Origin of the sequence: Streptomyces flavochromogenes (genome assembly GCF_000717595.1) — a bacterium.
GTDB lineage: Bacteria > Actinomycetota > Actinomycetes > Streptomycetales > Streptomycetaceae > Streptomyces > Streptomyces flavochromogenes.
Genome location: NZ_JNZO01000011.1, coordinates 170,955 through 192,058 on the forward strand (window position 1 = coordinate 170,955; position 21,104 = coordinate 192,058).

Sequence of the window (21,104 nt, forward strand, 5' to 3'; positions counted from 1 at the left end):
GCATGGCCTCAGGCATGGACCGGAACGAGGAAATCCGTCACGGTCTCCACGAACTCGTCCTCCTTCTCGAAGAAGACGACATGACCGGCGTCGATCTCCGCGTACGCGCTGCCGCCGATCGCCGCGTGCAGCTCCAGGCTGTTCTCCACCGGGACGGTGGCGTCCTGCGCGCACCCCACGACCAGCGTCGGCGCCGTGATCCGCGGCAGCAGCGCCCGGATGTCGACCTCCAGGTCGAGCGCCACGTGCCGCAGGGTGCCCGGGGTGGGCGGCATGTTCGGGATGAGCGCCTCGACGCCCTCGCGGCCGACGGAGTTGAGGAACCCGCGGCTGAACCCGGTCATCGTCACGCTCCGCCCGAAGCCGGCCGGGTCGACATCCCCGAGCCGCTGCCACAGCGTGAACAGGTTCCGCAGGTACTCGTCCCCCGCGGTGTACGCCCATCCCGCGACCAGGACGAGCCGGTGCACCAGGTCGGGGCGGAGGGCGGCGACGGCCGCCGCGACCGGGGAGCCCATGGAGAACCCGAGCAGGTCGACGGGCCCGGTGCCCGCGTCCTCGATCACGGCGATCACCTGCGCGGCGAGCGACTCGACGGTCAGCGGACCACCGTCGTCGACGGTCCGGTCCGCACCGGACAGGTCCAGGGTGACGACCGTACGGCCGGTGGCGAAACGGGGCGCGGTCTGACCCCAGTTGACGACGGCTCCACCGGAGCCGGTGCCGTGGACGAGGAGTCACGAGGTGGCGGTCCGCCGGCACAACCGGATGCGGGTCACGCACCCGGTGATCGGCCCGGTGGACCTGGACTGCCAGGTGCTGCTCGCCCCGGAGGGCGAGCAGCGGCTCGTCCTGTTCACCCCGCCGCCGGGCACGGACGCGGGGGAGCGGCTCGCGCTGCTCCGGGTGGTGGGCACGGAGCAGTTCACGAAGGGGTGACGGGTCCCGCCGAACCGGCGGCCACAGCGAGGAGCGGCAGGCCCGCGGGATCAGCCGTCACGACGGGATCAGCCGTCATGCAGGGGCAGTCGTCACCACGGGGCATCCGTCACCACGGGGCATCCCTCACCGCGGGGCATCCGTCGCCACGGGATCAGGCGCCCTACCCGGCCGCCCGCTCCTCCAGCGGCCGCCGCCGCAGCGCGGGCTGCGTGAGGAAGGGCGGCTGCCAGGCACCGTCCGCGCGGTAGAGGTTCGTGCCCGGCGGCACGATCGCGTCGATCCGGTCCAGGACCTCGTCCGTGAGGAGGACGGGCGCGCCCTTCAGCAGCCCCTCCAGCTGGTCCATGGTCCGCGGCCCGATGATGACGGACGTCACGGCCGGGTGCGCGGCGGCGAAGGCGAGGGCGAGCTCGGGCAGGGAGCAGCCGATCTCGTCGGCGAGGAGGATGAACTCCTCGACGGCGTCGAGCTTGGCGGCGTTGGCGGGGAGCGCCGGGTCGAAGCGGTGCGGGGTGAGCGCGGCGCGCCCGCGGGTGAGGTCGACCGGCCGGCCCTTGCGGTACGCGCCGGTGAGGAAGCCGGAGGCGAGCGGAGCCCAGGTCAGGACGCCCATCCCGTACCGCTGGGCGACGGGCAGGACGGAGGCCTCGACGCCCCGCGCGAGCAGCGAGTAGGGCGGCTGCTCGGAGCGGAAGCGGCGCAGACCGCGCCGTTCGGCGACGGCGTGGGCCTCGACGATCTCCTCGGCGGGGAAGGTGGAGCAGCCGAACGCCCGGATCTTGCCCTGGCCGACGAGGTCGCCGAGGACGTCGAGGGTCTCCTCGATGTCCGTGCGGTGGTCGGGCCGGTGGACCTGGTAGAGGTCGATCCAGTCGGTGCCGAGCCGCTTGAGGCTGTTCTCGACGGCCCGGGTGATCCAACGACGGGAGAGACCGCCCCGGTTGGGGCCCTCGCCGCCGACGGGGAAGTACACCTTGGTGGCGAGGACGGTCGCGTCACGCCGGCTGGAGTTGCGCAGCGCCTTGCCGACGATCTCCTCGGACTCGCCGGAGGAGTACATGTCCGCGGTGTCCACGAAGTTGATGCCCCGGTCGAGGGCGGCATGGATGACGCGTACGGAATCCGCGTGGTCAGGATTGCCGACGGCCCCGAACATCATCGTGCCGAGGCAGTACGTACTTACTTCGAACCCGGTCCCGCCGAGTACCCGATAGCGCATGCGCGCACTCTAGGAATTCGAGTGCACTCCAAGGCAAGGGCCTGCGCGCGGCGCTCCGGGGCCGCCCCTGTCCGACCCGGGCTGTCCGGGCCGGACCTGAACGGTCCTGCCCGGCCTGGGTCGTCCTGCCCGAGCCTCACCGTTCCGCCGCCGGGGCCGTACTGGGCACTGCTTTGGGCCGCCGTGGGCCGCCGTGGGCCGCCCTGGGCCCGCCCTAGGCCGTCCCGGGCCCGGCCGCCGGGGAGGACGCGGAGTCGCCGTCCGCGAGGAAGTCGACGATCAGCCGGTGGAGGACCCCGGGCCGCTCCAGATGCACGTCGTGGCCTGTGCCGGGGATGCTGGTGCCGTGCAGCGCGGGCCGGCGGAGGGCCATGCCGGCGTACTCCTCGCCGCCGATGATCCCGCCGTGTTCGCCCTGACCGAGGACCACGAGGGTGGGGCAGGTGACGGCGGCCCACTCGTCCCAGAAGGCGCGGGTGGCGCTCTCGTCGAGGGACCGGACCATGACCTCGGGGTCGAAGCGCGGCCACAGCCCGTCGGCCCGCTCCTCGAGCCCGCTCGCCCAGCCCTCACCCACGGCGTCCGTGCCACCGCCGAGGTACGAGACGGCCGCCGCCCGGGAGGGGAACGGCACCGGCCAGGCCCGCAGCCAGCCGCCGATCTGTTCCTGCACGCCGGGGTTCGCCCCGCCGGGCCCGGCCTCGACGAGGACGAGGGCGCGCGGCAGGCCGGGGTGGGCGGCGGCGGTGAGAAGAGCGGTGCTCCCGCCCAACGACTGTCCGATCAACACGGGCCGATCGAGGCCGAGTCGATCGATGACGGCGACGGCGTCGGCGACGTACGCGGCCCGCGAGACGTCCCCGTCCGAAGGGTTCCGATCGCTGCCGCCGTGCCCGCGCTGGTCGAGGGCGACGACGCGATGGCCGGAGTCCCGGAGCAGCCGGGCCGTGTCGTCCCACTCGCCGGCGTGCCCGGCGAGCCCGTGGAGGAGGAGGACATCGGCCCCGGAGCCGCCCCAGTCACGACAGGAGAGCCGCACGCCGTCGCGGATCACGAACCGCTCTGACCAGGAGGGACTGGAGGAAGATGTCATCCGTCCATGATCCCCTACGGGTTGAGGAGCTGATCGGCGACGGCGGTACGTGCGTAGAGGACGGAGCGTCCGCTGCGGTGGGCGGTGACGAGGCCGGCGTTGCGCAGGGCGATCAGGTGCTGGGAGACGCCGGCGGCGGACAGGCCGCAGTGGGCGGCGAGCTGGGTGGTCGACGCGGGGGTGTCGAGCTCGGTGAGGAGCAGGGTGCGGGAGCGCCCGAGGACGGCGGCGACGGCCTCGGTGGAATCGGCGGTACGCGGCTCCCATACGGCGCCGAAGCCCCGAGCCGGGTAGGCCAGTTGAGGCGGATCGGGCGGAACGGACCGGGTGAGGACCCGGGGCCAGGCGAACACGGAGGGGACGAGCAGCAGCCCGGACCCGGCCTGGTCGCGGCTGAGCGCGCAGTGCCGCCGTACGAGCCGCAGGGTGCCGTCGTCCCACCGCACCGTCTCGTGGAGCTCGCTCAGCACCCGCGCCGAACCGTGCTCGGCGACCTGACGGGCCCGATGGAAGACATCGGCCTCCAGGACGTGCTGGATCCGGGCCCAGTAGGGGGCGAGGGCGAGCTCCCAGTAGGCCTCGATCTCGTCGACGACCTTGCGGAGAACAGCGGGAGGATCGTCGTGCAGCAGCCGCAGCCGGTCGAGGTGCTCGCCTCCCGTCAGCGTACGAAGATCGTCCCGAACCTGCCCGCCGGGCGTGCGGAGAACGGCGTCGAGCTCGGTGCCGAGCGTGGGGAAGGGGCCGGCGGGGGTCGGGTTGAGGAAGTCGGCGAGGTAGCCCTGGGCGGGGACGAGCGCGGCGAGCCACCCGCGGTCGAGCCCGGCCCGCACGATCCGGGGCCGGACCTGGGCGACCCAGCGCCGGTGGGGACCGGAGTCCGGCCGGCCGACGAGGACGCGGTAGCTGGTGACGACCTCCCACATGGGGGAGACGGCGAAACGGGTCTGGGCGAGGTCGGCGGCGGAGAAACTGAGCCCGGATTCCAAGGGATCCACGTCCTAGGGTCCACAAGCGCGGCTGGGAAGAGCTGGATGGATTCGGGCAGAGCTTAATCAATGGAGGCGGAGGCACCACGGGGGCAGTCTCGACGCATGCCTACTCCCACTGCGTCGTCCCTCGTCCCGTCCTCCTTCCGAGGACTGCCACCCGTCGTATGGACGATCTTCGCCGGAACGATCGTCAACAGGCTCGGCTACCTCGTGACGCCCTTCCTGGTCTTCTTCCTGGCCGCGCGCGGAGTGACGGGCACGGAGACCTCGTACGTCCTGGGAGCCCTGGGCGCGGGCAACCTCCTGGGCCCGGCCGTGGGCGGCATCCTGGCCGACCGGATCGGCCGCCGCCCGACGATGCTGATCGGCCTGATCGGAGCGTCGGCGGCGCAGGGCGCACTGTTCCTGGCCCCCGGCGTGTGGACGATGGCGGCGGCGGCGCTGCTGATCAGCGCGGCGGGCAGCACGGTCTCACCGGCGGCCTACGCGCTCCTCGCGGACGCCGTGGACAGCGAGCGACGCCGACGCGCGTACGCCCTGTTCGGCTGGGGAGTGAACATCGGCACGGCGGTGGCGGGAGTCCTCGGCGGCTACCTGGCGGCACGGGGCTACTGGCTGCTGTTCGTGGTGGACGCGGGATCGATGCTGGCGTACGCGCTGGTGGTGGCGGTCCGCCTGAAGGACCCGAAGGGGGAGAAGCCCCGGGAGACGTCCCAGGAGAGGAAGGACGGCATCGGCTACGGAGTCGTGCTCAGAGACCGCCTGGCCCTGCTCCTGCTCCCCCTCTTCGGAGTGCAGCTCTTCGTGTACTCGCTGACCGAGGTGGCCCTGCCGCTCGCGGTCCACGACAGCGGCCTGTCGCCGGCGGTGTACGGGGCGATGGCGGCGGTCAACGCGATCCTGGTGGTGGCGCTGCAGCCGTTCGTGACGGCGAGGCTGGCCAGGTTCCCGCAGCTGGTGGTGCAGGGCGCGGGCAGCACGCTGATCGCGGGAGGAGTGGCGCTGACCGGACTCGCGGACGGGGTCGCGGGCTACACGGTGTCGGTCGTCGTCTGGTCCCTGGGCGAGGTGGTGGTGGCGGGCATCGCCGCGGGCGTGGTCGCCAACCTGGCCCCGGCCCACGCACGCGGCCGCTACCAGGGCGCCTTCAGCTGGACGTGGGGGCTGGCGCGCTTCGCGGCACTCACGCTGGGGGTGGCCGCGTACACGACGCTGGGCCCGGCGGTGCTGTGGTGGACGGCCCTGGCGGCGGGCACCGCCGCGGCGGTGGCGACGGCGGCGCTGACGGCGAGGGTGAACGCCCGCACGGCCCACGAACTGGCGGCGTGACGCCGGGCTACTTCCCCTCGGCAAGGGTGTGGGCCACGAGCGCGTTGGCGTGCCCGTGGCCCAGCCCGTGCTCGGCCTTCAGCCAGGAGACGAGCTCCATGTGCTTGGTGAGCGGCGAGGAACGGATGAGGTCCTGCCACTCGGAGACGGGCCGGCCGTACTTCTTCTCGATGGAGGGGAAGTAACTGGCGGGCCCTTTGACGACGTTCTCGGCCACGGGAGTCTCCAGGGTCGGTGGGTGATGACATCCACTAGGACCCCCACTCCACCGAAAACTCATCGGAGCCGCAAGATCAATCCCGCCGAATGTGCTCGGGGTCGATGTGCCGCCGCACCATGGGCACGGAGGCGAGCGCGGCGACGAGCAGCACGCCCAGCGCACACGCGAACAGCAGGGGCAACCCCTCCCAGTCCCAGTGCACGGCGCCACCCCCGGTGATCAGATAACTGGACTCGGCAAGCCACCCGGCAACGATGGCACCCCCCAGCCCCACGACAAGCGGCAACGACACCTGCAGGACCTGCACCCCCCGCAACGTCCCGGCCCGAGCCCCCAAAAGCGCCAAGGCGGTCACCTGCGCCCGCCGCTCCATGGCCCGATCGGCCACGGACACCACGAACGCGGCCACCCCGATGACAAGCCCGAGCACCATCCCGACGGCAAGCAGACTCCGAATGACGGCGAGCTGAGCGAGCGAGTCGATGACGATCCCGACGGGCTCGACGGGGGAGGTGGGCGCGACGGCCCCGATGCCGTCGAGAACGGACCGGATGGTGGCGGGGTCGGAGTCACTGACGAGGGTGAGGGTGCCGGCGGAGTCGGCGAGGTTGGAGGGGAGTAGGGAAGGGGGGACGAGGAGGGTGCCTGAGTCGAAGACGGACAGGTCCCAGGGACGCACGTCAACCTGCTCGCGAGGCACTGTGAGCACGCCTTTCTGGCCGTTCTTGAGTACGAAGGGGTACCGCTCTCCGGCCTTCGGGTCGTGTCTGAGCGGCGCGCGTTGGTCCCGTAGCGCCATGACCTTGTTGTCCACACATCCCGTGGCCCGCTCCGTGGACACGGCGAGCTGTGCGCAGGTGGAGATTACGAGGTCGGCACGCGGCACGTCGGTGCCGTCCAACGGATCCCAGGAGCTGTACGAGACCACCTGCGTCCGCACACCCGGCACGCTGGCCAGCGCCTTTCGTTGCGCCGGATCGAGTTGGTCCAAACGGATGCTGTACTCCTGAAGAGGAGCAGTCGGGCGACTCACCTGGTTCAGTTCAATGAGCACGCCCTGGGTCAGAGAGGCACCGAACACCAGAAGCACCAGCCCGGTGGCGACTCTCAGCGTGGACCCAGGGTCGACCTCGGTCCGCCGCATTGCCAAGGCCACTGGGAGCGACTTCGTCGCCCCAGCTAGTCGCCGCGCCAGCCACGCTGTGATTGGTGCCAGCCCGAAGACGAGCCCGGCACCAGTCAACAAAACGGCGCCAGGCACCAGCAGAGAACTGGCCGATCCCCCGGATGGGTCCCGCCCCATGATGCTGAGCACGCAGTACCCACCGATGATGCCCAGCCCTGGAACCAGAAGCAGCGTCCCGAACTTCCTGGGAGGCTTGCGGTCCCCGGTGCGGCGCACGCTGATGGGCGACATGGCAGCCCGCCGTGCACTGAACTGTCCTACGAACCATGCGAGCGCCGGGCATCCCAGCAGACACATGGCAAGGGTCGGCCCGGAGGGTCGGCCATCCGCGGGATACCAGTGCAAGCCTGGCAGTCCTACTCGAGCCATCAGCTCGTTGACTCCGAGATACCCCACAACTCCGATCACGGTCCCGACCGATGCGGCGGCGACGCTCTCCCCGGCGTTGACCCGCAGGGTGTCCTTCATGCTGAGGCCGACGAGCCGGAGGGCGGCGAGCCGCCGGGCACGCGATTCTCCAGAGAGCCGGGCGCAGACGGAGAGGAAGATGACGAGCGGGAGCAGCACGATGCACCCGAGGGTGAAGCGCAGAATGTTGAGGGTTGATGGTTCGACGATCTGCCGCCAGGACCGTCCGATTCCGAAGCCACCCAACTCTTCCGCTTCGGTCAGCTCGGCTGGGGTGGTTCCAACATAGGCGTAGAGATCGTTGTTATCGCCCAACCCACTTGGCGTGATGGTGCCCGTCACCCGGCCTGGAACAAGGCCTGCAGCTTGTGGATTGGCGGCCAGGATCTCACCCAGCTTCGGCGAAACAATCGCCTCACCTGCACCGGGAAGTTTGCCGATTCCCGGGGGTACGGGGGTCGGCCCAGGTCTTGTTCGTGCGACAAAGACTCTATGGAGTGGCTGTGACCCGTACGGCTCGCGAAGTTCCTGATAGAGGACGTTACTTGTGCCTGGTCGTGGCTCGCGGGCAGCCGTGCGCGCGTCATGAGCGGCGAGGATCGATGGAATGGTGAGGACTGCGGCAAGGCACGCCACTCCAAGCGCCGAGCCCAGCGCCATCAGGAGGAAGCGAACCTTTCCCCGACGTCCGCTTCCCCATAACAGGCGCAATCCGAGGACGAACGCGTTCACACCGCCACCCGCTGGGCCAGAACACCATCCGACATCGTGTACTGCGTATCGGCCCGCGCGGCGACGTCGGCATCGTGCGTGACAATCACCACGGCCGTCTTCTGCCTGCGTGCCAGCTGAAGGAACTCTGCCAACACAGCTGATGCGTTGGCACTGTCGAGCGCGCCGGTCGGCTCGTCAGCGAACACCACGTCAGGCCGGTGGACCAGAGCGCGTGCGACCGCAACGCGCTGACTCTGGCCCCCGGACAACTTCGAGGTTCTGCGCCTCAGCAGATCACCCATCCCGAGCCGCCCGAGCACCTGCGCGGCGACGGCGTGGGCATGAACCTTGCTGATGCCGGCAAGCCGAAGGGGAAGGGCTGCGTTCTCCTCGACGGTCAGTTCGGGCAACAGCTCCCCGTACTGAAAGACGAACCCGAGACGGGTGCGACGCAGGGCGCTCAGCTCACCATCAGGCAGGCTCGAGAGCGGGATCCCGTCGAAGGTCACGGTGCCGTTGGTCGGTGGCAGAACTCCCGCGAGGCAATACAGCAGCGACGATTTCCCCGACCCGCTGCTGCCCATGATGGCGGCCACCTCGCCGCGCTTGAGCACGAAATCTGCGCTATTGACGGCCTGCTCAGTGCCGTAGAAGAGATCCACGCCCTCGGCGCGGAGGATGGTTTCCATCGTGGTGCGCTCCATGAGGATGAGGGGGCCGCGTGGTCCGCGGCCCCCGGAACCGTTGACTACCTCCGCGAGAACAGCCGTTCCCGAGAGCAGTAGTCAGGGCGCAAGGAGCCCCGGTCGAGGCAAACTTGCATGCGCACTTCTTTGGTCTTCAGAACGGCGCCGTCGGTGAAGACCTTGTCGACCTTCATGTCAGCCCGCTGGACACCCTTCAGGTCACCCCACGGGTATTCCTCGACCTTGACGCGGAGGTAGACGTTGTGGCCATCGCCGTCGTTCTCGTCGCGCAGCTCGCCCTTCACGTGAAGGCCGCTCGGCACCTTGGTTGTTGGCTGCCAGGCGTACGTGCCGACGAACGCAACGCCTGGCGTCCGCATGACCAACTTGTGAGGCGAACTCGCCACCGCCACCCCCATCCCCCCAAAGAACAGCCCCGCAGCCACCACCGCCGTAGCCAACTTCCTCATCGATAACCCCTGTTTGGTCGAGCCGACTGGTCATCACAGAAAGTATCGGCATCACTACACACCGGTGGTCGCAGTAACGTCCCTCCCTCCCATCACCCCCCGATCCAGTGAATGAAGCCGCCCCGGGGGACGCAGGACCCCTCCCGGCCCACCTGCACCCCGTAGGAGTGATCACCGGTGCGCCTCCGTGAAGGCGCGCGCCGGCAGCCCCAAAGATGCGCGCATGCGCCTTTCCTCCTCCCCTTCCTTCACGCTCCGCCGCGCCCTCCTCCCCGTCGTCGCCGCCGTCGCCCTCCTCGGGACCGCCGGTTCCGTCGGTGCCGGGGCCGTCGAGGCGTGTGGGTCGGTCATCACCGCCCCGCTCGCCCGGCCCGTGGCCGCCGACGATCCCTGTCCCAGCAGCGACCCCGTCGTGTGCCGGATCCGCGTGCTGCCGATGGATCAGAAGGTCGAGGCCCAGCGGACCCGGATGCAGTACCACGGGCTTCTCGAGGACATGCACCGCACGGAGGCCGCCATGCGTGAGGCGGGTGCCACGGACGAGGAGATCGCCCGTGAGCTGGTCGACATGCGGAACCAGGCCAAGGAGATCACCCGCGCCGGCATGACCCCGGAGGAGGTGCGGATCCTCGAACAGCGGAACATCGCCAAGTACGGCAACCCGCTCGGTCCGACCGCGGACCAGCTGTACGTCAAGTACGGCTCCTGGCAGCAGGTGATCGACGCGTCGATGCGTACCAGCTACGCCGTCGACCGCGAACTCAGCCTCGAATACCGCCCCTGCCCCGTGTAGGGACGCGAAGGCACGCACGAATGCCGGTGGGCCGGGACGCCGACGCGTCCCGGCCCACCGGCATTCACGGAGGAGGCGCGCCTCACGCGCCCCAGGTACCCGCCCGCCCGCATCGTGCCATGCGCCTCCGCCGCCTCGGGCGCGTGGGCCCGGCCCGCCGGTCCGGCGGCAGGGTCACGGTCGGGCCGGCCGCGCCCTCCTCGGTGCGGCCGCGCAGACGGCCATCTCCACCGCCCAGGCGCCGAGTTCGGCGCCGCCCCGGCTCGGCGCGGCGAGGCCGGTCATCGGGGGTCGGCGGAGGGCGTGACTCACTCGACCAGCTGGATCACGATGCCGTTGGGGTCGGTCAGCTGGAACAGCCGCTCACCCCAGGGCTCTTCGCGCAGCGGCATGGTGATGGGCGCGCCCTCGGCCCGCAGTCGGGCCTCTTCCGCCGCGAGGTCGCCGACGGTGAACGCCAGGATCAGGCCCGCCGCCTGCTGGTCCCGCTGCTCGGGCGGCAGGACCTCGGTGCCCCGGCGCAGCAGCACGATGTCGACGGCGGTGTCCTCGCGGGTCAGCGAGGCGAAGCCGTCGGCGGCCATGGCCACCTGGTAGCCGAGGTGGGTGGTGAGGAAGTCCCGGGAGGCGTCCACGTCGGCGACGGTGAGGGAGAGGGTGGAGGTGGAGACGTTCACGGTGGCTCCTCGGGAAGCGGGTCGGGTGGGCAGGTGAGCGGGTCGGCAGGTGTGCCGGCGTGCAGACGCGCGGGGGTGCAGCCGGGCCGTCCGGCGTCAGTACGTGCGGCGCGGTGCCTGGAACCGGTGACGGGTCCCGTTGCGGTCCGTGCGCGGCAGCTCGCGGAGCGGGGGGCGCCGGGTGGCGGGCGCCGGCCCGGTGTCCTGGGCGGCGCCGCGCTCGGCGGCTCCGATGGACGCGGTGCTGAACGCGGGGCTGACCGCGGTGTTGAACGCGGTGCTGGACGCAGTGCTGAACGGGGCGGGGTCCTGCTTCGGCATACGCGGCCTCTTCCCTTGGGCTCTTCGGTTCTACCGGGCGATTTTTGCGACGGACGTAACTTTACGCACGGCTGCGCGAGTACGTCAAGGATATTTTTACGTCGCATGTAAGATTCGCTCATGGGTACCGAGAGCATGGGACTCCGCGAGTCCAAGAAGCAGGAGACCAGGCAGCTGATCTCCGACCACGCCACCCGCCTCTTCATGGAGCAGGGCTTCGAGCAGACGACCATCACAGAGATCGCCACGGCGGCCCGCGTCGCCAAGAAGACGGTCACCAACTACTTCCCGCGGAAGGAGGACCTGGCCCTCGACCACCACGAGGCGTTCACCGCGACCCTGGCCCGCGCGGTCGCCGACCGGGCCGAGGGCGAGTCGCCGCTCGCCGCGCTGCGCCGCGAGTTCATCGCCGCGGTCGAGACGTGCGACCCCGTCGCCGGCTTCGCCGGCCCGGAGTTCGCCCGCATGATCGCCGAGAGTCCCACCCTGAGCGCCCGCCTGCGCGAACTTCACGACCTGCGCGAGGAGGCCCTCGCGCAGGCTCTGGCGGCTGTCGCCCCCGCCCAGGACCCGGCCGTCGCCCCCCGGGCCGCAGCGGCGCTCCTGGGCGCCGCCCACCGGCTGCTGTTCCAGCGCATCCAGGAGCTCACCCTCGCCGGGGAGCCCAACGCCCGGATCGCGGCTGTCGTGGCCCCGGAGGCGACGTACGTCTTCGATCTCCTCGGAGCCGGCCTCTCCGCCGGGGAGAGCTGACCGCCCCGGACAACGTCGAAGGCCCCGCTGCAAGCAGCGGGGCCTTCGACATCGTGCCCGGTGAGGCACTGGCGGAGGATACGAGATTCGAACTCGTGAGGGGTTGCCCCCAACACGCTTTCCAAGCGTGCGCCCTAGGCCTCTAGGCGAATCCTCCGCCGCGAACATTACATGACCGAAGAGGGTGCTCGCGAACTCGATCCTGGTGGGGGGTGGTGAGGGGGCCGGCGACGCGTCCGGGGCATGTCCGCCGATGTCTCGGGCGACGTCTCGGGCGATGTCTCCGCCGATGTTTTCGGCGGGGAGACCGGTGGGGTGCCCGGTGAGGTGTCCGGTGGTGTCCGGTGAGGTGCCCGGTGGGTGTCCGGTGAGGTGCCCGGTGCGTGTCCCCTGAGGTGTCCCGCCGGGGAGCGAGGGGGCGCGGGGCTTCGGGGGGTTCGCCATCGGGTACTCTGGGCGAAGCCCCTCACGCGGTGCTATCTGACTGAACTCCCCCAGGGCCGGAAGGCAGCAAGGGTAGGTCGGCTCTGGCAGGTGCGTGGGGGGCGCTTGCGTTCCCGTGCAGAACGAAAGCCGCGGCGGCGAAGGCCGGGCTGCGGACGCCGGGGCAGTGGACGCGGCAATCACCGAGGCGGCGAAGACCTGCGCAACGGCCAGGGCGGTGGATGCCGGGGCCTGAGCGCGGCGAAGACCGGCGCAGCGGCCGCGGCCGTACCCGGGCGGCCGCCGAGGCGGTGACCGGTGGTGGCGCCCGAGGCGGTGGCCGGTGGCGGGTTTTTCCCGGGTTGTCGGTGGGCGCCTATAACCTCGTACATGTGTCGTCTCTCGCGCTCTACCGCCGCTATCGCCCCGAGTCCTTCGCCGAGGTCATCGGGCAGGAGCATGTCACCGACCCGTTGCAGCAGGCCCTGCGGAACAACCGGGTCAATCACGCGTACCTGTTCAGCGGGCCCCGCGGCTGTGGCAAGACGACCAGTGCGCGCATTCTCGCGCGGTGTCTGAACTGCGAGCAGGGGCCGACGCCCACGCCCTGCGGCGAGTGCCAGTCCTGCCGTGACCTCGCGCGGAACGGGCCGGGGTCGATCGACGTCATCGAGATCGACGCCGCCTCGCACGGTGGTGTGGACGATGCCCGTGACCTGCGCGAGAAGGCCTTCTTCGGGCCCGCGTCGAGCCGGTACAAGATCTACATCATCGACGAGGCCCACATGGTCACCCCGGCGGGCTTCAACGCCCTGCTGAAGGTGGTCGAGGAGCCGCCGGAGCACCTCAAGTTCATCTTCGCCACGACCGAGCCCGAGAAGGTGATCGGGACGATCCGGTCCCGGACCCACCACTACCCCTTCCGGCTCGTCCCGCCCGGCACCCTGCGGGAGTACCTGCGCGACGTCTGCGGGCGCGAGGGCATCCCCGTCGAGGACGGCGTGCTGCCGCTCGTCGTGCGCGCGGGCGCCGGTTCCGTGCGTGACTCGATGTCCGTCATGGACCAGCTCCTCGCCGGAGCCGCCGACGACGGTGTGACGTACACCATGGCCACCTCCCTCCTCGGCTACACGGACGGCTCGCTGCTCGACGCGGTCGTGGAGGCCTTCGCCGCCGGTGACGGCGCCGCCGCGTTCGAGGTCGTCGACACGGTCATCGAGGGCGGCAACGACCCGCGCCGCTTCGTCGCCGACCTCCTGGAGCGGCTGCGCGACCTGGTGATCCTGGCCGCCGTGCCCGACGCCGCCGACAAGGGGCTCATCGACGCCCCGGCCGATGTGATCGAGCGCATGCAGGCGCAGGCGTCCGTGTTCGGTGCCGCCGAGCTCAGCCGGGCCGCCGACCTGGTCAACACCGGTCTGACCGAGATGCGGGGCGCCACCTCGCCCCGGCTCCAGCTGGAGCTGATCTGCGCGCGTGTGCTGCTGCCCGCCGCCTTCGACGACGAGCGCTCCGTGCAGGCGCGCCTCGACCGGCTGGAGCGTGGTGCGGCCACCGGGCCCGCGCCCGTCTTCACGCCCGGGGCGGCCGCGCCCGCCATGGGGTACGTCCCCGGGCCCGACGCGCACACGCCGATGGCCCCGCCCCCACCGGCCCCCGCCCCGGCGCCCATGCCCGTACAGGCTCCGCCGCAGGCCGCACCGGCACCGGTGGCCGCACCCGAGCCGGTGCAGGCACAGCCCTCCGCACCCCGCCCCGGTGCGTGGCCCGGGGCCGCCACCCCAGGCGGCGGCGCCCCCGGCGCCTGGCCCGGTGCTTCCGTGCCCGCCTCGCCGGCGCCGGCCGCTCCCGCTCCCGTCCACGCACAGCCCGCGCCGCAGGCCTCCGAGCCGGCTCCCGCCGCCTCGGGCGGCGGCGGTGACACCGCCCAGGTGCGCAACCTCTGGCCGCAGATCCTCGACGCCGTGAAGAACCGGCGCCGCTTCACCTGGATCCTGCTCAGCCAGAACGCGCAGATCGCGGGCTTCGACGGCACGACCCTCCAGCTCGGCTTCCTCAACGCCGGAGCCCGCGACAACTTCGCGAGCAGCGGCAGCGAGGACGTCCTGAAGCAGGCTCTCGCCGAGCAGTTCAACGTGAACTGGAAGATCGAGGCGATCATCGACCCCTCGGGCGGCGCCTCGCCGCCGCCCGCCGCGACCGGCTTCGGCGGATCGGGCGGAACGGGAGGCTTCAGCCGCCCGCAGGCACCCGCCCCCGCGCCGTCCTTCCAGCAGGGGCCGGCGCCAGCCCCCGTACAGCCGCAGACGCACTCCGCACCCGCGTCCGCTCCCGCGCCCTCCTCCTTCCAGCAGGCCGCGCCGCCCGCCCCCGCGCCCGCGTACACGCCGCCCGCGCCGCAGCCCGTGGCGCCCGAGGACGACGTGCCGGAGGAGGACGATCCGGACCTCGTCGACTCCGCGCTCTCCGGGCACGACCTGATCGTGCGCGAGCTCGGAGCCACGGTTGTGGAGGAATACACGAACGAGTAGGGGCGTCTCGTTCAGTGGCCCGCACAAGGGGCATCCCGGTCGTCGGGCTACTCTGAGCGGCGTGAAGGTCCTCGTCATCGGCGGCGGCGCCCGCGAACACGCCCTGTGCCGCTCTCTCTCCCTCGATCCCGACGTCACCGCTCTGCACTGCGCGCCCGGCAACGCCGGAATCGCTGAGGTCGCCGAGCTGCACCCCGTCGACCAGCTGGACGGCGACGCCGTCGCGCGCCTCGCCACCGAGCTCGGCGCCGGCCTGGTCGTCGTCGGCCCGGAGGCTCCGCTCGTCGCCGGTGTCGCCGACGCCGTCCGCGCGGCCGGCATCCCCGTCTTCGGCCCGTCGCGAGAAGCGGCGGAGCTGGAGGGCTCCAAGGCGTTCGCCAAGGACGTCATGGCAGGCGCCGGGGTGCCCACCGCCCGCAGCTACGTCTGCACGACTCCCGAGGAGGTCGACGAGGCGCTCGACGCCTTCGGCGCTCCGTACGTCGTGAAGGACGACGGCCTCGCCGCAGGCAAGGGCGTCGTCGTCACCGACGACCTCGCGCAGGCACGGGCCCACGCGCTCGCGTGCGACCGGGTGGTCATCGAGGAGTTCCTCGACGGCCCCGAGGTCTCCCTCTTCGCCATCACCGACGGCACCACCGTCCTCCCGCTCCAGCCCGCGCAGGACTTCAAGCGCGCGCTCGACGACGACGAGGGCCCGAACACCGGCGGCATGGGCGCATACTCGCCGCTGCCCTGGGCGGACCCGAAGCTGGTCGAGGAGGTCCTCGCGACCGTCCTTCAGCCGACGGTCGACGAGCTGCGCCGCCGCGGCACGCCGTTCTCCGGCCTGCTGTACGCGGGTCTGGCGATCACCGGCCGCGGCGTCCGGGTCATCGAGTTCAACGCCCGTTTCGGCGACCCCGAGACCCAGGTCGTCCTGGCCCGGCTCCGCACCCCGCTGGCCGGCGTCCTGCTGAACGCCGCCAACGGCACCCTGGAGGACCAGGCGCCGCTGAGCTGGAGCGACGACGCCGCGGTCACCGTGGTCGTCGCCTCGCACAACTACCCGGAGACCCCGCGTACGGGCGACCCGATCGAGGGCCTCGACGAGGTCGCCGAGCAGGACGCCCCGCTCGCGTACGTCCTGCACGCCGGGACGAAGCGGGACGGCGACGCGATCGTCAGCGCGGGCGGCCGCGTCCTTTCGGTCACCGCGACCGGAACGGACCTGGCTCAGGCCCGCGAGCGTGCCTACGCGGCGGTCGGCCGCATCCGCCTTGACGGCTCGCAGTACCGCACGGACATCGCGCGGAAGGCCGCCGAGGCCTGACAGGGCCGCCGATTTCTCGCGCGGCCGTGCGGTGGATCGTACGGTCGCGCGAAATCCATCACCTTTGCCCAAAGCCATACCTTCGAGTGACGGCTGGGCCATCCGGATGACGTCTGCCGAAGCCCCAACTAGGGTGCGGCGAAGGCGTTCCGGCACTTGGCCCACCGGCATTGCGATGTCGGTGGCGGGTGCCACAGTGGGGGAGTGAGCAACACCGCCACAGGCAGTCCCGACGTGGGCAGGAGGGGGTGATGTACGGCGTGTCCGGTACCGGTTCCGTTGTCGGCGAGGAGTGGGGAGCGCGCGCCGCGCGCTCCCGGGCCCTCGCCGTCCTCCGGGTCCGCGGCAGGGCGCTGGGCCTCGCGGTCCTGCCCGCCGCCGTGGCCGTCGTCCTCTACGCGGGCGGGGTCACCGGCCACTTCACCGGCTCCGGCTGGGACGCGGCCCGCTGGGCGGTGACCGTCCTGGCGGTCCTCGTCCTCCTCGCCTCCACCGCCGTCGCCCTCGTCGTCGCCCGGGCACGTCCGGCCGCCACACCGACGGTGGAGCTCGCCGAGACCGCCGCCCCCGACCTCTACCGGCTCGTCCGGGACCTGGCCGACCGGCTCGACGTCCCGGCGCCCGCCGCGATAGCCCTGACCCCGGACTGCGACAGCTGGCTGGAGGACCGCACCCACCGGGCCCACCGCGCGCTGCGCACCTCGGGCGGCGAGGGGGAGGGCGACGGCGCCCCCGTCCTCGTCATAGGTTCGCCCTTCCTGTGGTGGATGCGCGTCGGCGAGCTGCGGGCGGTCCTCGCCCCGGTCGTCGCCGGTACGGGCCCCGCCTCACAGCCCGACATAGCCGCGGCCCGCCGCTTCGTCCGGGGCCTGGACGCCGCCGTGGCCGTGCCCGGGACCCCCGGTCTCGACCCGGTCCGCCGACTCGGCGCGGGCGCCGTCGGGCAGGTTGCCCGCGTCCTCCTCCGCGCCTGCCGCGGGCACGCCGCGGAGATGGAGCGCGGGGTCGCCGTCGCCGGCTCCGAGCGCGCCCAGGCCGTGGACTACGGCGTACGGATCGTCGCCCAGGAGCAGGTCGGCCTGGCGTACGCGGGCTGGGACCGGCTCCTGACCCGGGTCGCGCTGCCTGCCTGGCGGATGGGCCGCTGGCCCGCCAAGCTCGACGCCGGCGTGGTCTCCGCCCTGACCGAGCTCTCCCGCCGCGACCGGCTCGCGGACGGCTTCTCCTCCCGGCTCGGCGAGCGCCCCGCCTGCGACCTCCTGGAGGAGCCGGGCGCGGTCGACGAGGCCACCTCGCTGCTCGCCGCCCGTCTCTTCCACGGCGGCCCGGCCGAACCCGGGCCGGACTGGTCCCCGGTGGAGTGGAGCCAGTACCCGGAGGAGGTCGTCGACAGGAAGTGGCGCACCGACGCGGCCCGGCTGCACCGGGTCCTCGACGGCCTCGGCCTGGCGGATTCCGGGGCAGGGGGCGGGGGAAGCGAGGGCGTCGCCGACGGCCCGACCCTGACCCGGGTGATCGCCCACCTCTCCACGGAGCCGGGGAAGCCCACCGACACGGATGCCGCCGACGCCGCCGCCGACGGGGCAGCCCTTGAGGCCGCGCCCCAGGAGCACTCGTTCCCGGTGGACGACGCCCACCTCACAGACGCCGCCACCTCCACCGCGACCGACGCCGCCACCGACACCGCGACGGCGACGGATGCCAACGCCGACACCGACCTCGACACCGAGGAAGACGAAGAGCCCGTCAACCCCGCCGCCGAGGCGCTCGCCGGCGCCCTCAGCGCGCTCCTCGCGCGCGAGGAGGCAGCCCGGGAGGCCCGCGTGGCCGCCACCGCTCTGACCGCGGAGGCGGAGGCCCGCAGCGCCGAGAAGGACGACCGGCACTCCGGCCCCACACACCCCTTGGTCGTCAGCGGCCCGGACGGCCCGCTGCCGCTGTTCCCGCTCCAGCCGCCCCGCTCCGGGCGCGACCTGCTCGCCGACCACGTCACAGCGATGGTCTGCTGTGCGGCCGTGGACACCGCCGAGGCCACCCCCGGCCTCGACTGGCTCGACGGTCCCGCGCTCCTCGTCGGCGGCGAGCGGGCGACGGACCTCGGCCCCCGTGTCCTCGCGCTCGTCGAGGACGGCGACCCGGAGCCGCTGCGGGTCTGGCTGGCTCGTACGGGGGTGCGCCCCGAGAAGCCCGTACGCCTGGTCTGAGGCCTCCGGGAAAGCCCGGAAGGGGCCGGCCCGCCATGGAGCCGTCCCGCCGGCCGTCCGGGGTCGACCCGCAAGCCGCCAGGGAGCCGTCCCGCAAGCGTCCCGGGACCCGACTGGCGGGCCGTCCGGAGAGGCCCTGGAGATCACTTCTTTCGGAGCCCCGCCTTCCACTCTCGTCAATTCACGACGAACGGTGACGGAGTGCGTGCGTTATGTGATGTGCTGGAGACCGCCACTGACAGAGGCACGATCCAGAAGCCCGAACCAGGGGCACGGGCCGACACGAGCCGGCAGAAGCAGACAGGCACTGACCAGCCGATCCGGGGGAGTCGAGGGAGGGGCGCAGCATGGGGGCGGATCAGATCAGACGGTGGGAGTCGGGTGCGCTCGCGCACGCCGTCACCGATCCCTTCGGCCAGGGCCCCTTGCCCTGGCTGCGCGGCTCCGAGAACTACTTCGACGACACCGGTCAGATGGTCCCCTGGTACGCGGACGAGATCCTGGCCCGGGGCGGCAGCGGCGGCCCGCGCACGGCCGACGACGTCCGGCGTCAGATCAAGGGTTTCGCCTCCGACGGAGCCGTGGCACCGGGCGAGTCGATCGACTTCCACATCACGGTGGACCCGCCGCAGCAGTTCTCGGTCGACGTCTACCGGATCGGTCACTACGGCGGCGACGGCGCCGCGAAGATCACCACGAGTCCCCGGCTCTCCGGGATCGTCCAGCCTGCCCCGCTGACCGCCGACCGCACGGTCTCCTGCCACCACTGGTGGCAGTCCTGGCGGCTGCAGGTCCCCAGCTATTGGTCGATCGGGGCGTACGTCGCGGTCCTCACCACCGTCGACGGCCACCGCTCGCACATTCCCTTCACGGTCCGCGACAACCACCCGGCCGATCTCCTCCTCGTCCTACCGGACGTGACCTGGCAGGCGTACAACCTCTATCCGGAGGACGGCCGCACCGGCGCCAGCCTTTACCACGCCTGGGACGAGGAGGGCCGGCTGCTCGGCGAGCAGGACGCGGCCGTCACCGTCTCCTTCGACCGCCCGTACGCGGGTGCGGGGCTGCCGCTCCACGTCGGGCACGCCTACGACTTCATCCGCTGGGCCGAGCGGTACGGATACGACCTGGCGTACGCCGAGACCCGCGATCTGCACGCGGGCCGGGTCGACCCGAGCCGCTACCGGGGCCTGGTCTTCCCCGGCCACGACGAGTACTGGTCGGTGCCGATGCGCAAGACCGTCGAGCTCGCCCGCGACCAGGGCACGTCCCTGGTCTTCCTCTCCGCCAACACCATGTACTGGCAGGTGGAGTTGGGTCCTTCGCCGTCCGGGGTGCCGGACCGGCTCCTCACCTGCCGCAAGCGCCGCGGCCCCGGCCGGCCCGCGCTCTGGCGCGAGGTCGACCGGCCCGAGCAGCAGCTCCTCGGCATCCAGTACGCGGGCCGGGTGCCCGAACCGCACCCGCTGGTCGTACGGAACGCCGAGCACTGGCTCTGGGAGGCCACCGGCGCCGGTGACGGCGACGAGCTCCCCGGCCTGGTCGCGGGCGAGGCCGACCGCTACTTCCCGCGGACGGCGCTCCCCGAGCACCAGGGCCGCATCCTGCTCGCCCACTCGCCCTACCGCGACGGTGAGGGGGCGCTCCGGCACCAGGAGACGAGTCTCTACCGGGCGCCTTCGGGTGCCTGGGTGTTCGCTTCCGGGACCTTCGCCTGGTCGCCGTCGCTCGACCGGCCGGGCCACGTCGACGCCCGGGTCCAGCGCGCCACCGCGAACCTCCTCGACCGGATCTGCAAGAGGGACTGAGCGGGGGGTCACAGTGCCTGGCGGCGGGGGCCGCCCGGATGTGCGAGAGAATCGGACACGCTCCTGGATCAACCTACGCGGAGGAACCGTGTCCGGATTCGTAGAAAAGCCCGAGCCCGTTCAGGTCCCGGGCCTCACCCATCTCCACACGGGCAAGGTGCGCGACCTGTACCGGAACGAGGACGGGGACCTCGTGATGGTGGCGAGCGACCGCATGTCCGCGTACGACTGGGTGCTGCCCACCGAGATCCCCGACAAGGGCCGGGTCCTCACCCAGCTCTCCCTGTGGTGGTTCGACCGGCTCTCCGACCTGGTCCCGCACCACGTGATCTCGACCGAGCTGCCGGCCGGCGCCCCCGCCGACTGGGCGGGCCGCACCACGGTCTGCAAGTCGCTGAACATGGTGCCGGTCGAGTGCGTGGCCCGCGGCTATCTCACCGGCTCCGGCCTCCTCGAGTACGACGAGTCCCGCACGGTCTGCGGCCTCGCGCTCCCCGAGGGCCTCGGCGACGGCTCCGAGCTGCCCGCCCCGATCTTCACTCCGGCCACCAAGGCCGCGGTCGGCGACCATGACGAGAACGTGTCGTACGAGGAGGTCGCCCGGCAGGTCGGCGCCGAGACGGCCGCGCTGCTGCGCCGGACGACCCTCGCCGTGTACGGCAGGGCCCGGGACATCGCCCGTGAGCGCGGGATCATCCTCGCGGACACCAAGTTCGAGTTCGGTTTCGACGGGGAGACGCTCGTCCTCGGCGACGAGGTCCTGACCCCGGACTCCTCGCGCTTCTGGCCGGCCGACCAGTGGGAGCCGGGCCGCGCCCAGCCCTCGTACGACAAGCAGTTCGTCCGGAACTGGCTGACCTCCCCGGCCTCCGGCTGGGACCGCAAGAGCGAGCAGCCCCCGCCGCCGCTCCCGCAGGAGATCGTGGACGCCACGCGCGCCAAGTACCTGGAGGCGTACGAGCTGCTGACCGGCAAGTCCTGGTCCGACAGCTTCTGAGTTCCCCGGCCTGTGTCCCCCGGCAC

The 21,104-nt window shown here is 72.0% G+C and carries 18 protein-coding genes, 1 tRNA gene, 1 other RNA gene and 1 pseudogene; 10 read left to right on the plus strand and 11 right to left on the minus strand.

What is annotated here, in order from left to right:
* Positions 1 to 8: 8 nt before the first annotated feature.
* A pseudogene (locus IF00_RS0114840) lies at positions 9 to 677 on the minus strand (alpha/beta fold hydrolase); the annotation flags it as partial.
* Between the two features lie 67 nt (positions 678 to 744).
* Here IF00_RS0114840 and IF00_RS43740 point away from each other — a divergent pair.
* Positions 745 to 939, plus strand: a complete 195-nt coding sequence (locus tag IF00_RS43740; protein ID WP_030318208.1) for an MmyB family transcriptional regulator — start codon at positions 745 to 747, stop codon at positions 937 to 939.
* 163 nt (positions 940 to 1,102) lie between these two features.
* On the opposite strand, the gene IF00_RS0114850 is transcribed toward IF00_RS43740, so the two are convergent.
* The 3 genes from IF00_RS0114850 to IF00_RS0114860 all read right to left on the minus strand — a co-directional run bounded on the left by IF00_RS0114850 (position 1,103) and on the right by IF00_RS0114860 (position 4,243).
* Positions 1,103 to 2,161 carry an aldo/keto reductase gene (locus tag IF00_RS0114850; protein ID WP_030318210.1) on the minus strand — a complete coding sequence of 353 codons (1,059 nt, stop codon included), beginning with the start codon at positions 2,159 to 2,161 and terminating at the stop codon, positions 1,103 to 1,105.
* Between the two features lie 214 nt (positions 2,162 to 2,375).
* The gene (locus IF00_RS0114855) at positions 2,376 to 3,254 is read right to left on the minus strand and encodes an alpha/beta fold hydrolase (RefSeq protein WP_030318211.1); all 879 of its coding nucleotides are present in this window, start codon (positions 3,252 to 3,254) and stop codon (positions 2,376 to 2,378) included.
* A 14-nt stretch (positions 3,255 to 3,268) separates the two neighbouring features.
* Positions 3,269 to 4,243 (minus strand): ArsR/SmtB family transcription factor, encoded by a 975-nt coding sequence (locus IF00_RS0114860; protein ID WP_030318213.1) that lies wholly within the window; start codon positions 4,241 to 4,243, stop codon positions 3,269 to 3,271.
* A 105-nt stretch (positions 4,244 to 4,348) separates the two neighbouring features.
* On the opposite strand from IF00_RS0114860, the gene IF00_RS0114865 reads away from it, so the two are divergent.
* On the plus strand, positions 4,349 to 5,575 hold the full coding sequence (locus tag IF00_RS0114865; RefSeq protein WP_037638245.1) for an MFS transporter: 1,227 nt from the start codon (positions 4,349 to 4,351) through the stop codon (positions 5,573 to 5,575).
* A 7-nt stretch (positions 5,576 to 5,582) separates the two neighbouring features.
* On the opposite strand, the gene IF00_RS0114870 is transcribed toward IF00_RS0114865, so the two are convergent.
* From IF00_RS0114870 to IF00_RS0114885, 4 genes are all read right to left on the minus strand, one after another.
* Positions 5,583 to 5,792: a DUF4287 domain-containing protein gene (locus IF00_RS0114870; RefSeq protein ID WP_030318217.1), complete on the minus strand. Its 210-nt coding sequence runs from the start codon at positions 5,790 to 5,792 to the stop codon at positions 5,583 to 5,585.
* A 76-nt stretch (positions 5,793 to 5,868) separates the two neighbouring features.
* The gene (locus IF00_RS0114875) at positions 5,869 to 8,121 is read right to left on the minus strand and encodes an FtsX-like permease family protein (RefSeq protein WP_030318218.1); all 2,253 of its coding nucleotides are present in this window, start codon (positions 8,119 to 8,121) and stop codon (positions 5,869 to 5,871) included.
* Positions 8,118 to 8,792, minus strand: coding sequence for an ABC transporter ATP-binding protein (locus IF00_RS0114880; RefSeq protein ID WP_030318220.1), 675 nt, complete (start codon positions 8,790 to 8,792; stop codon positions 8,118 to 8,120). Before IF00_RS0114880 ends, IF00_RS0114875 begins: the two co-directional genes overlap by 4 nt.
* Positions 8,793 to 8,851: 59 nt before the next feature.
* Positions 8,852 to 9,259: a hypothetical protein gene (locus IF00_RS0114885; RefSeq protein ID WP_030318222.1), complete on the minus strand. Its 408-nt coding sequence runs from the start codon at positions 9,257 to 9,259 to the stop codon at positions 8,852 to 8,854.
* 223 nt (positions 9,260 to 9,482) lie between these two features.
* On the opposite strand from IF00_RS0114885, the gene IF00_RS0114890 reads away from it, so the two are divergent.
* Positions 9,483 to 10,052 carry a hypothetical protein gene (locus IF00_RS0114890; protein WP_030318224.1) on the plus strand — a complete coding sequence of 190 codons (570 nt, stop codon included), beginning with the start codon at positions 9,483 to 9,485 and terminating at the stop codon, positions 10,050 to 10,052.
* 308 nt (positions 10,053 to 10,360) lie between these two features.
* Here IF00_RS0114890 and IF00_RS0114895 read toward each other — a convergent pair whose 3' ends face one another.
* Complete coding sequence (locus IF00_RS0114895) at positions 10,361 to 10,729, minus strand: VOC family protein (protein ID WP_030318226.1); 369 nt, start codon at positions 10,727 to 10,729, stop codon at positions 10,361 to 10,363.
* A 96-nt stretch (positions 10,730 to 10,825) separates the two neighbouring features.
* On the minus strand, positions 10,826 to 11,050 hold the full coding sequence (locus IF00_RS0114900; protein WP_030318228.1) for a hypothetical protein: 225 nt from the start codon (positions 11,048 to 11,050) through the stop codon (positions 10,826 to 10,828).
* A 120-nt stretch (positions 11,051 to 11,170) separates the two neighbouring features.
* Between IF00_RS0114900 and IF00_RS0114905 the strand changes: the two genes are divergently transcribed.
* Positions 11,171 to 11,803, plus strand: a complete 633-nt coding sequence (locus IF00_RS0114905; protein ID WP_030318229.1) for a TetR/AcrR family transcriptional regulator — start codon at positions 11,171 to 11,173, stop codon at positions 11,801 to 11,803.
* A 69-nt stretch (positions 11,804 to 11,872) separates the two neighbouring features.
* Here the strand turns inward: IF00_RS0114905 and IF00_RS0114910 are convergent.
* A tRNA-Ser gene (locus IF00_RS0114910) sits at positions 11,873 to 11,960 on the minus strand.
* 300 nt (positions 11,961 to 12,260) lie between these two features.
* Between IF00_RS0114910 and ffs the strand changes: the two genes are divergently transcribed.
* The 6 genes from ffs to IF00_RS0114935 all read left to right on the plus strand — a co-directional run bounded on the left by ffs (position 12,261) and on the right by IF00_RS0114935 (position 21,078).
* Positions 12,261 to 12,359: signal recognition particle sRNA small type (ffs, locus tag IF00_RS43210), an RNA gene on the plus strand.
* Between the two features lie 259 nt (positions 12,360 to 12,618).
* Positions 12,619 to 14,757, plus strand: a complete 2,139-nt coding sequence (locus tag IF00_RS0114915) for a DNA polymerase III subunit gamma and tau (RefSeq protein WP_030318234.1) — start codon at positions 12,619 to 12,621, stop codon at positions 14,755 to 14,757.
* A gap of 61 nt (positions 14,758 to 14,818) precedes the next feature.
* Complete coding sequence (purD, locus tag IF00_RS0114920; protein ID WP_030318236.1) at positions 14,819 to 16,069, plus strand: phosphoribosylamine--glycine ligase; 1,251 nt, start codon at positions 14,819 to 14,821, stop codon at positions 16,067 to 16,069.
* 251 nt (positions 16,070 to 16,320) lie between these two features.
* Complete coding sequence (locus IF00_RS0114925) at positions 16,321 to 18,273, plus strand: M48 family metalloprotease (protein WP_030318238.1); 1,953 nt, start codon at positions 16,321 to 16,323, stop codon at positions 18,271 to 18,273.
* Between the two features lie 347 nt (positions 18,274 to 18,620).
* Positions 18,621 to 20,081 carry a N,N-dimethylformamidase beta subunit family domain-containing protein gene (locus IF00_RS0114930; RefSeq protein WP_030318240.1) on the plus strand — a complete coding sequence of 487 codons (1,461 nt, stop codon included), beginning with the start codon at positions 18,621 to 18,623 and terminating at the stop codon, positions 20,079 to 20,081.
* A gap of 88 nt (positions 20,082 to 20,169) precedes the next feature.
* Positions 20,170 to 21,078 carry a phosphoribosylaminoimidazolesuccinocarboxamide synthase gene (locus tag IF00_RS0114935; RefSeq protein WP_030318242.1) on the plus strand — a complete coding sequence of 303 codons (909 nt, stop codon included), beginning with the start codon at positions 20,170 to 20,172 and terminating at the stop codon, positions 21,076 to 21,078.
* Positions 21,079 to 21,104: the final 26 nt, after the last annotated feature.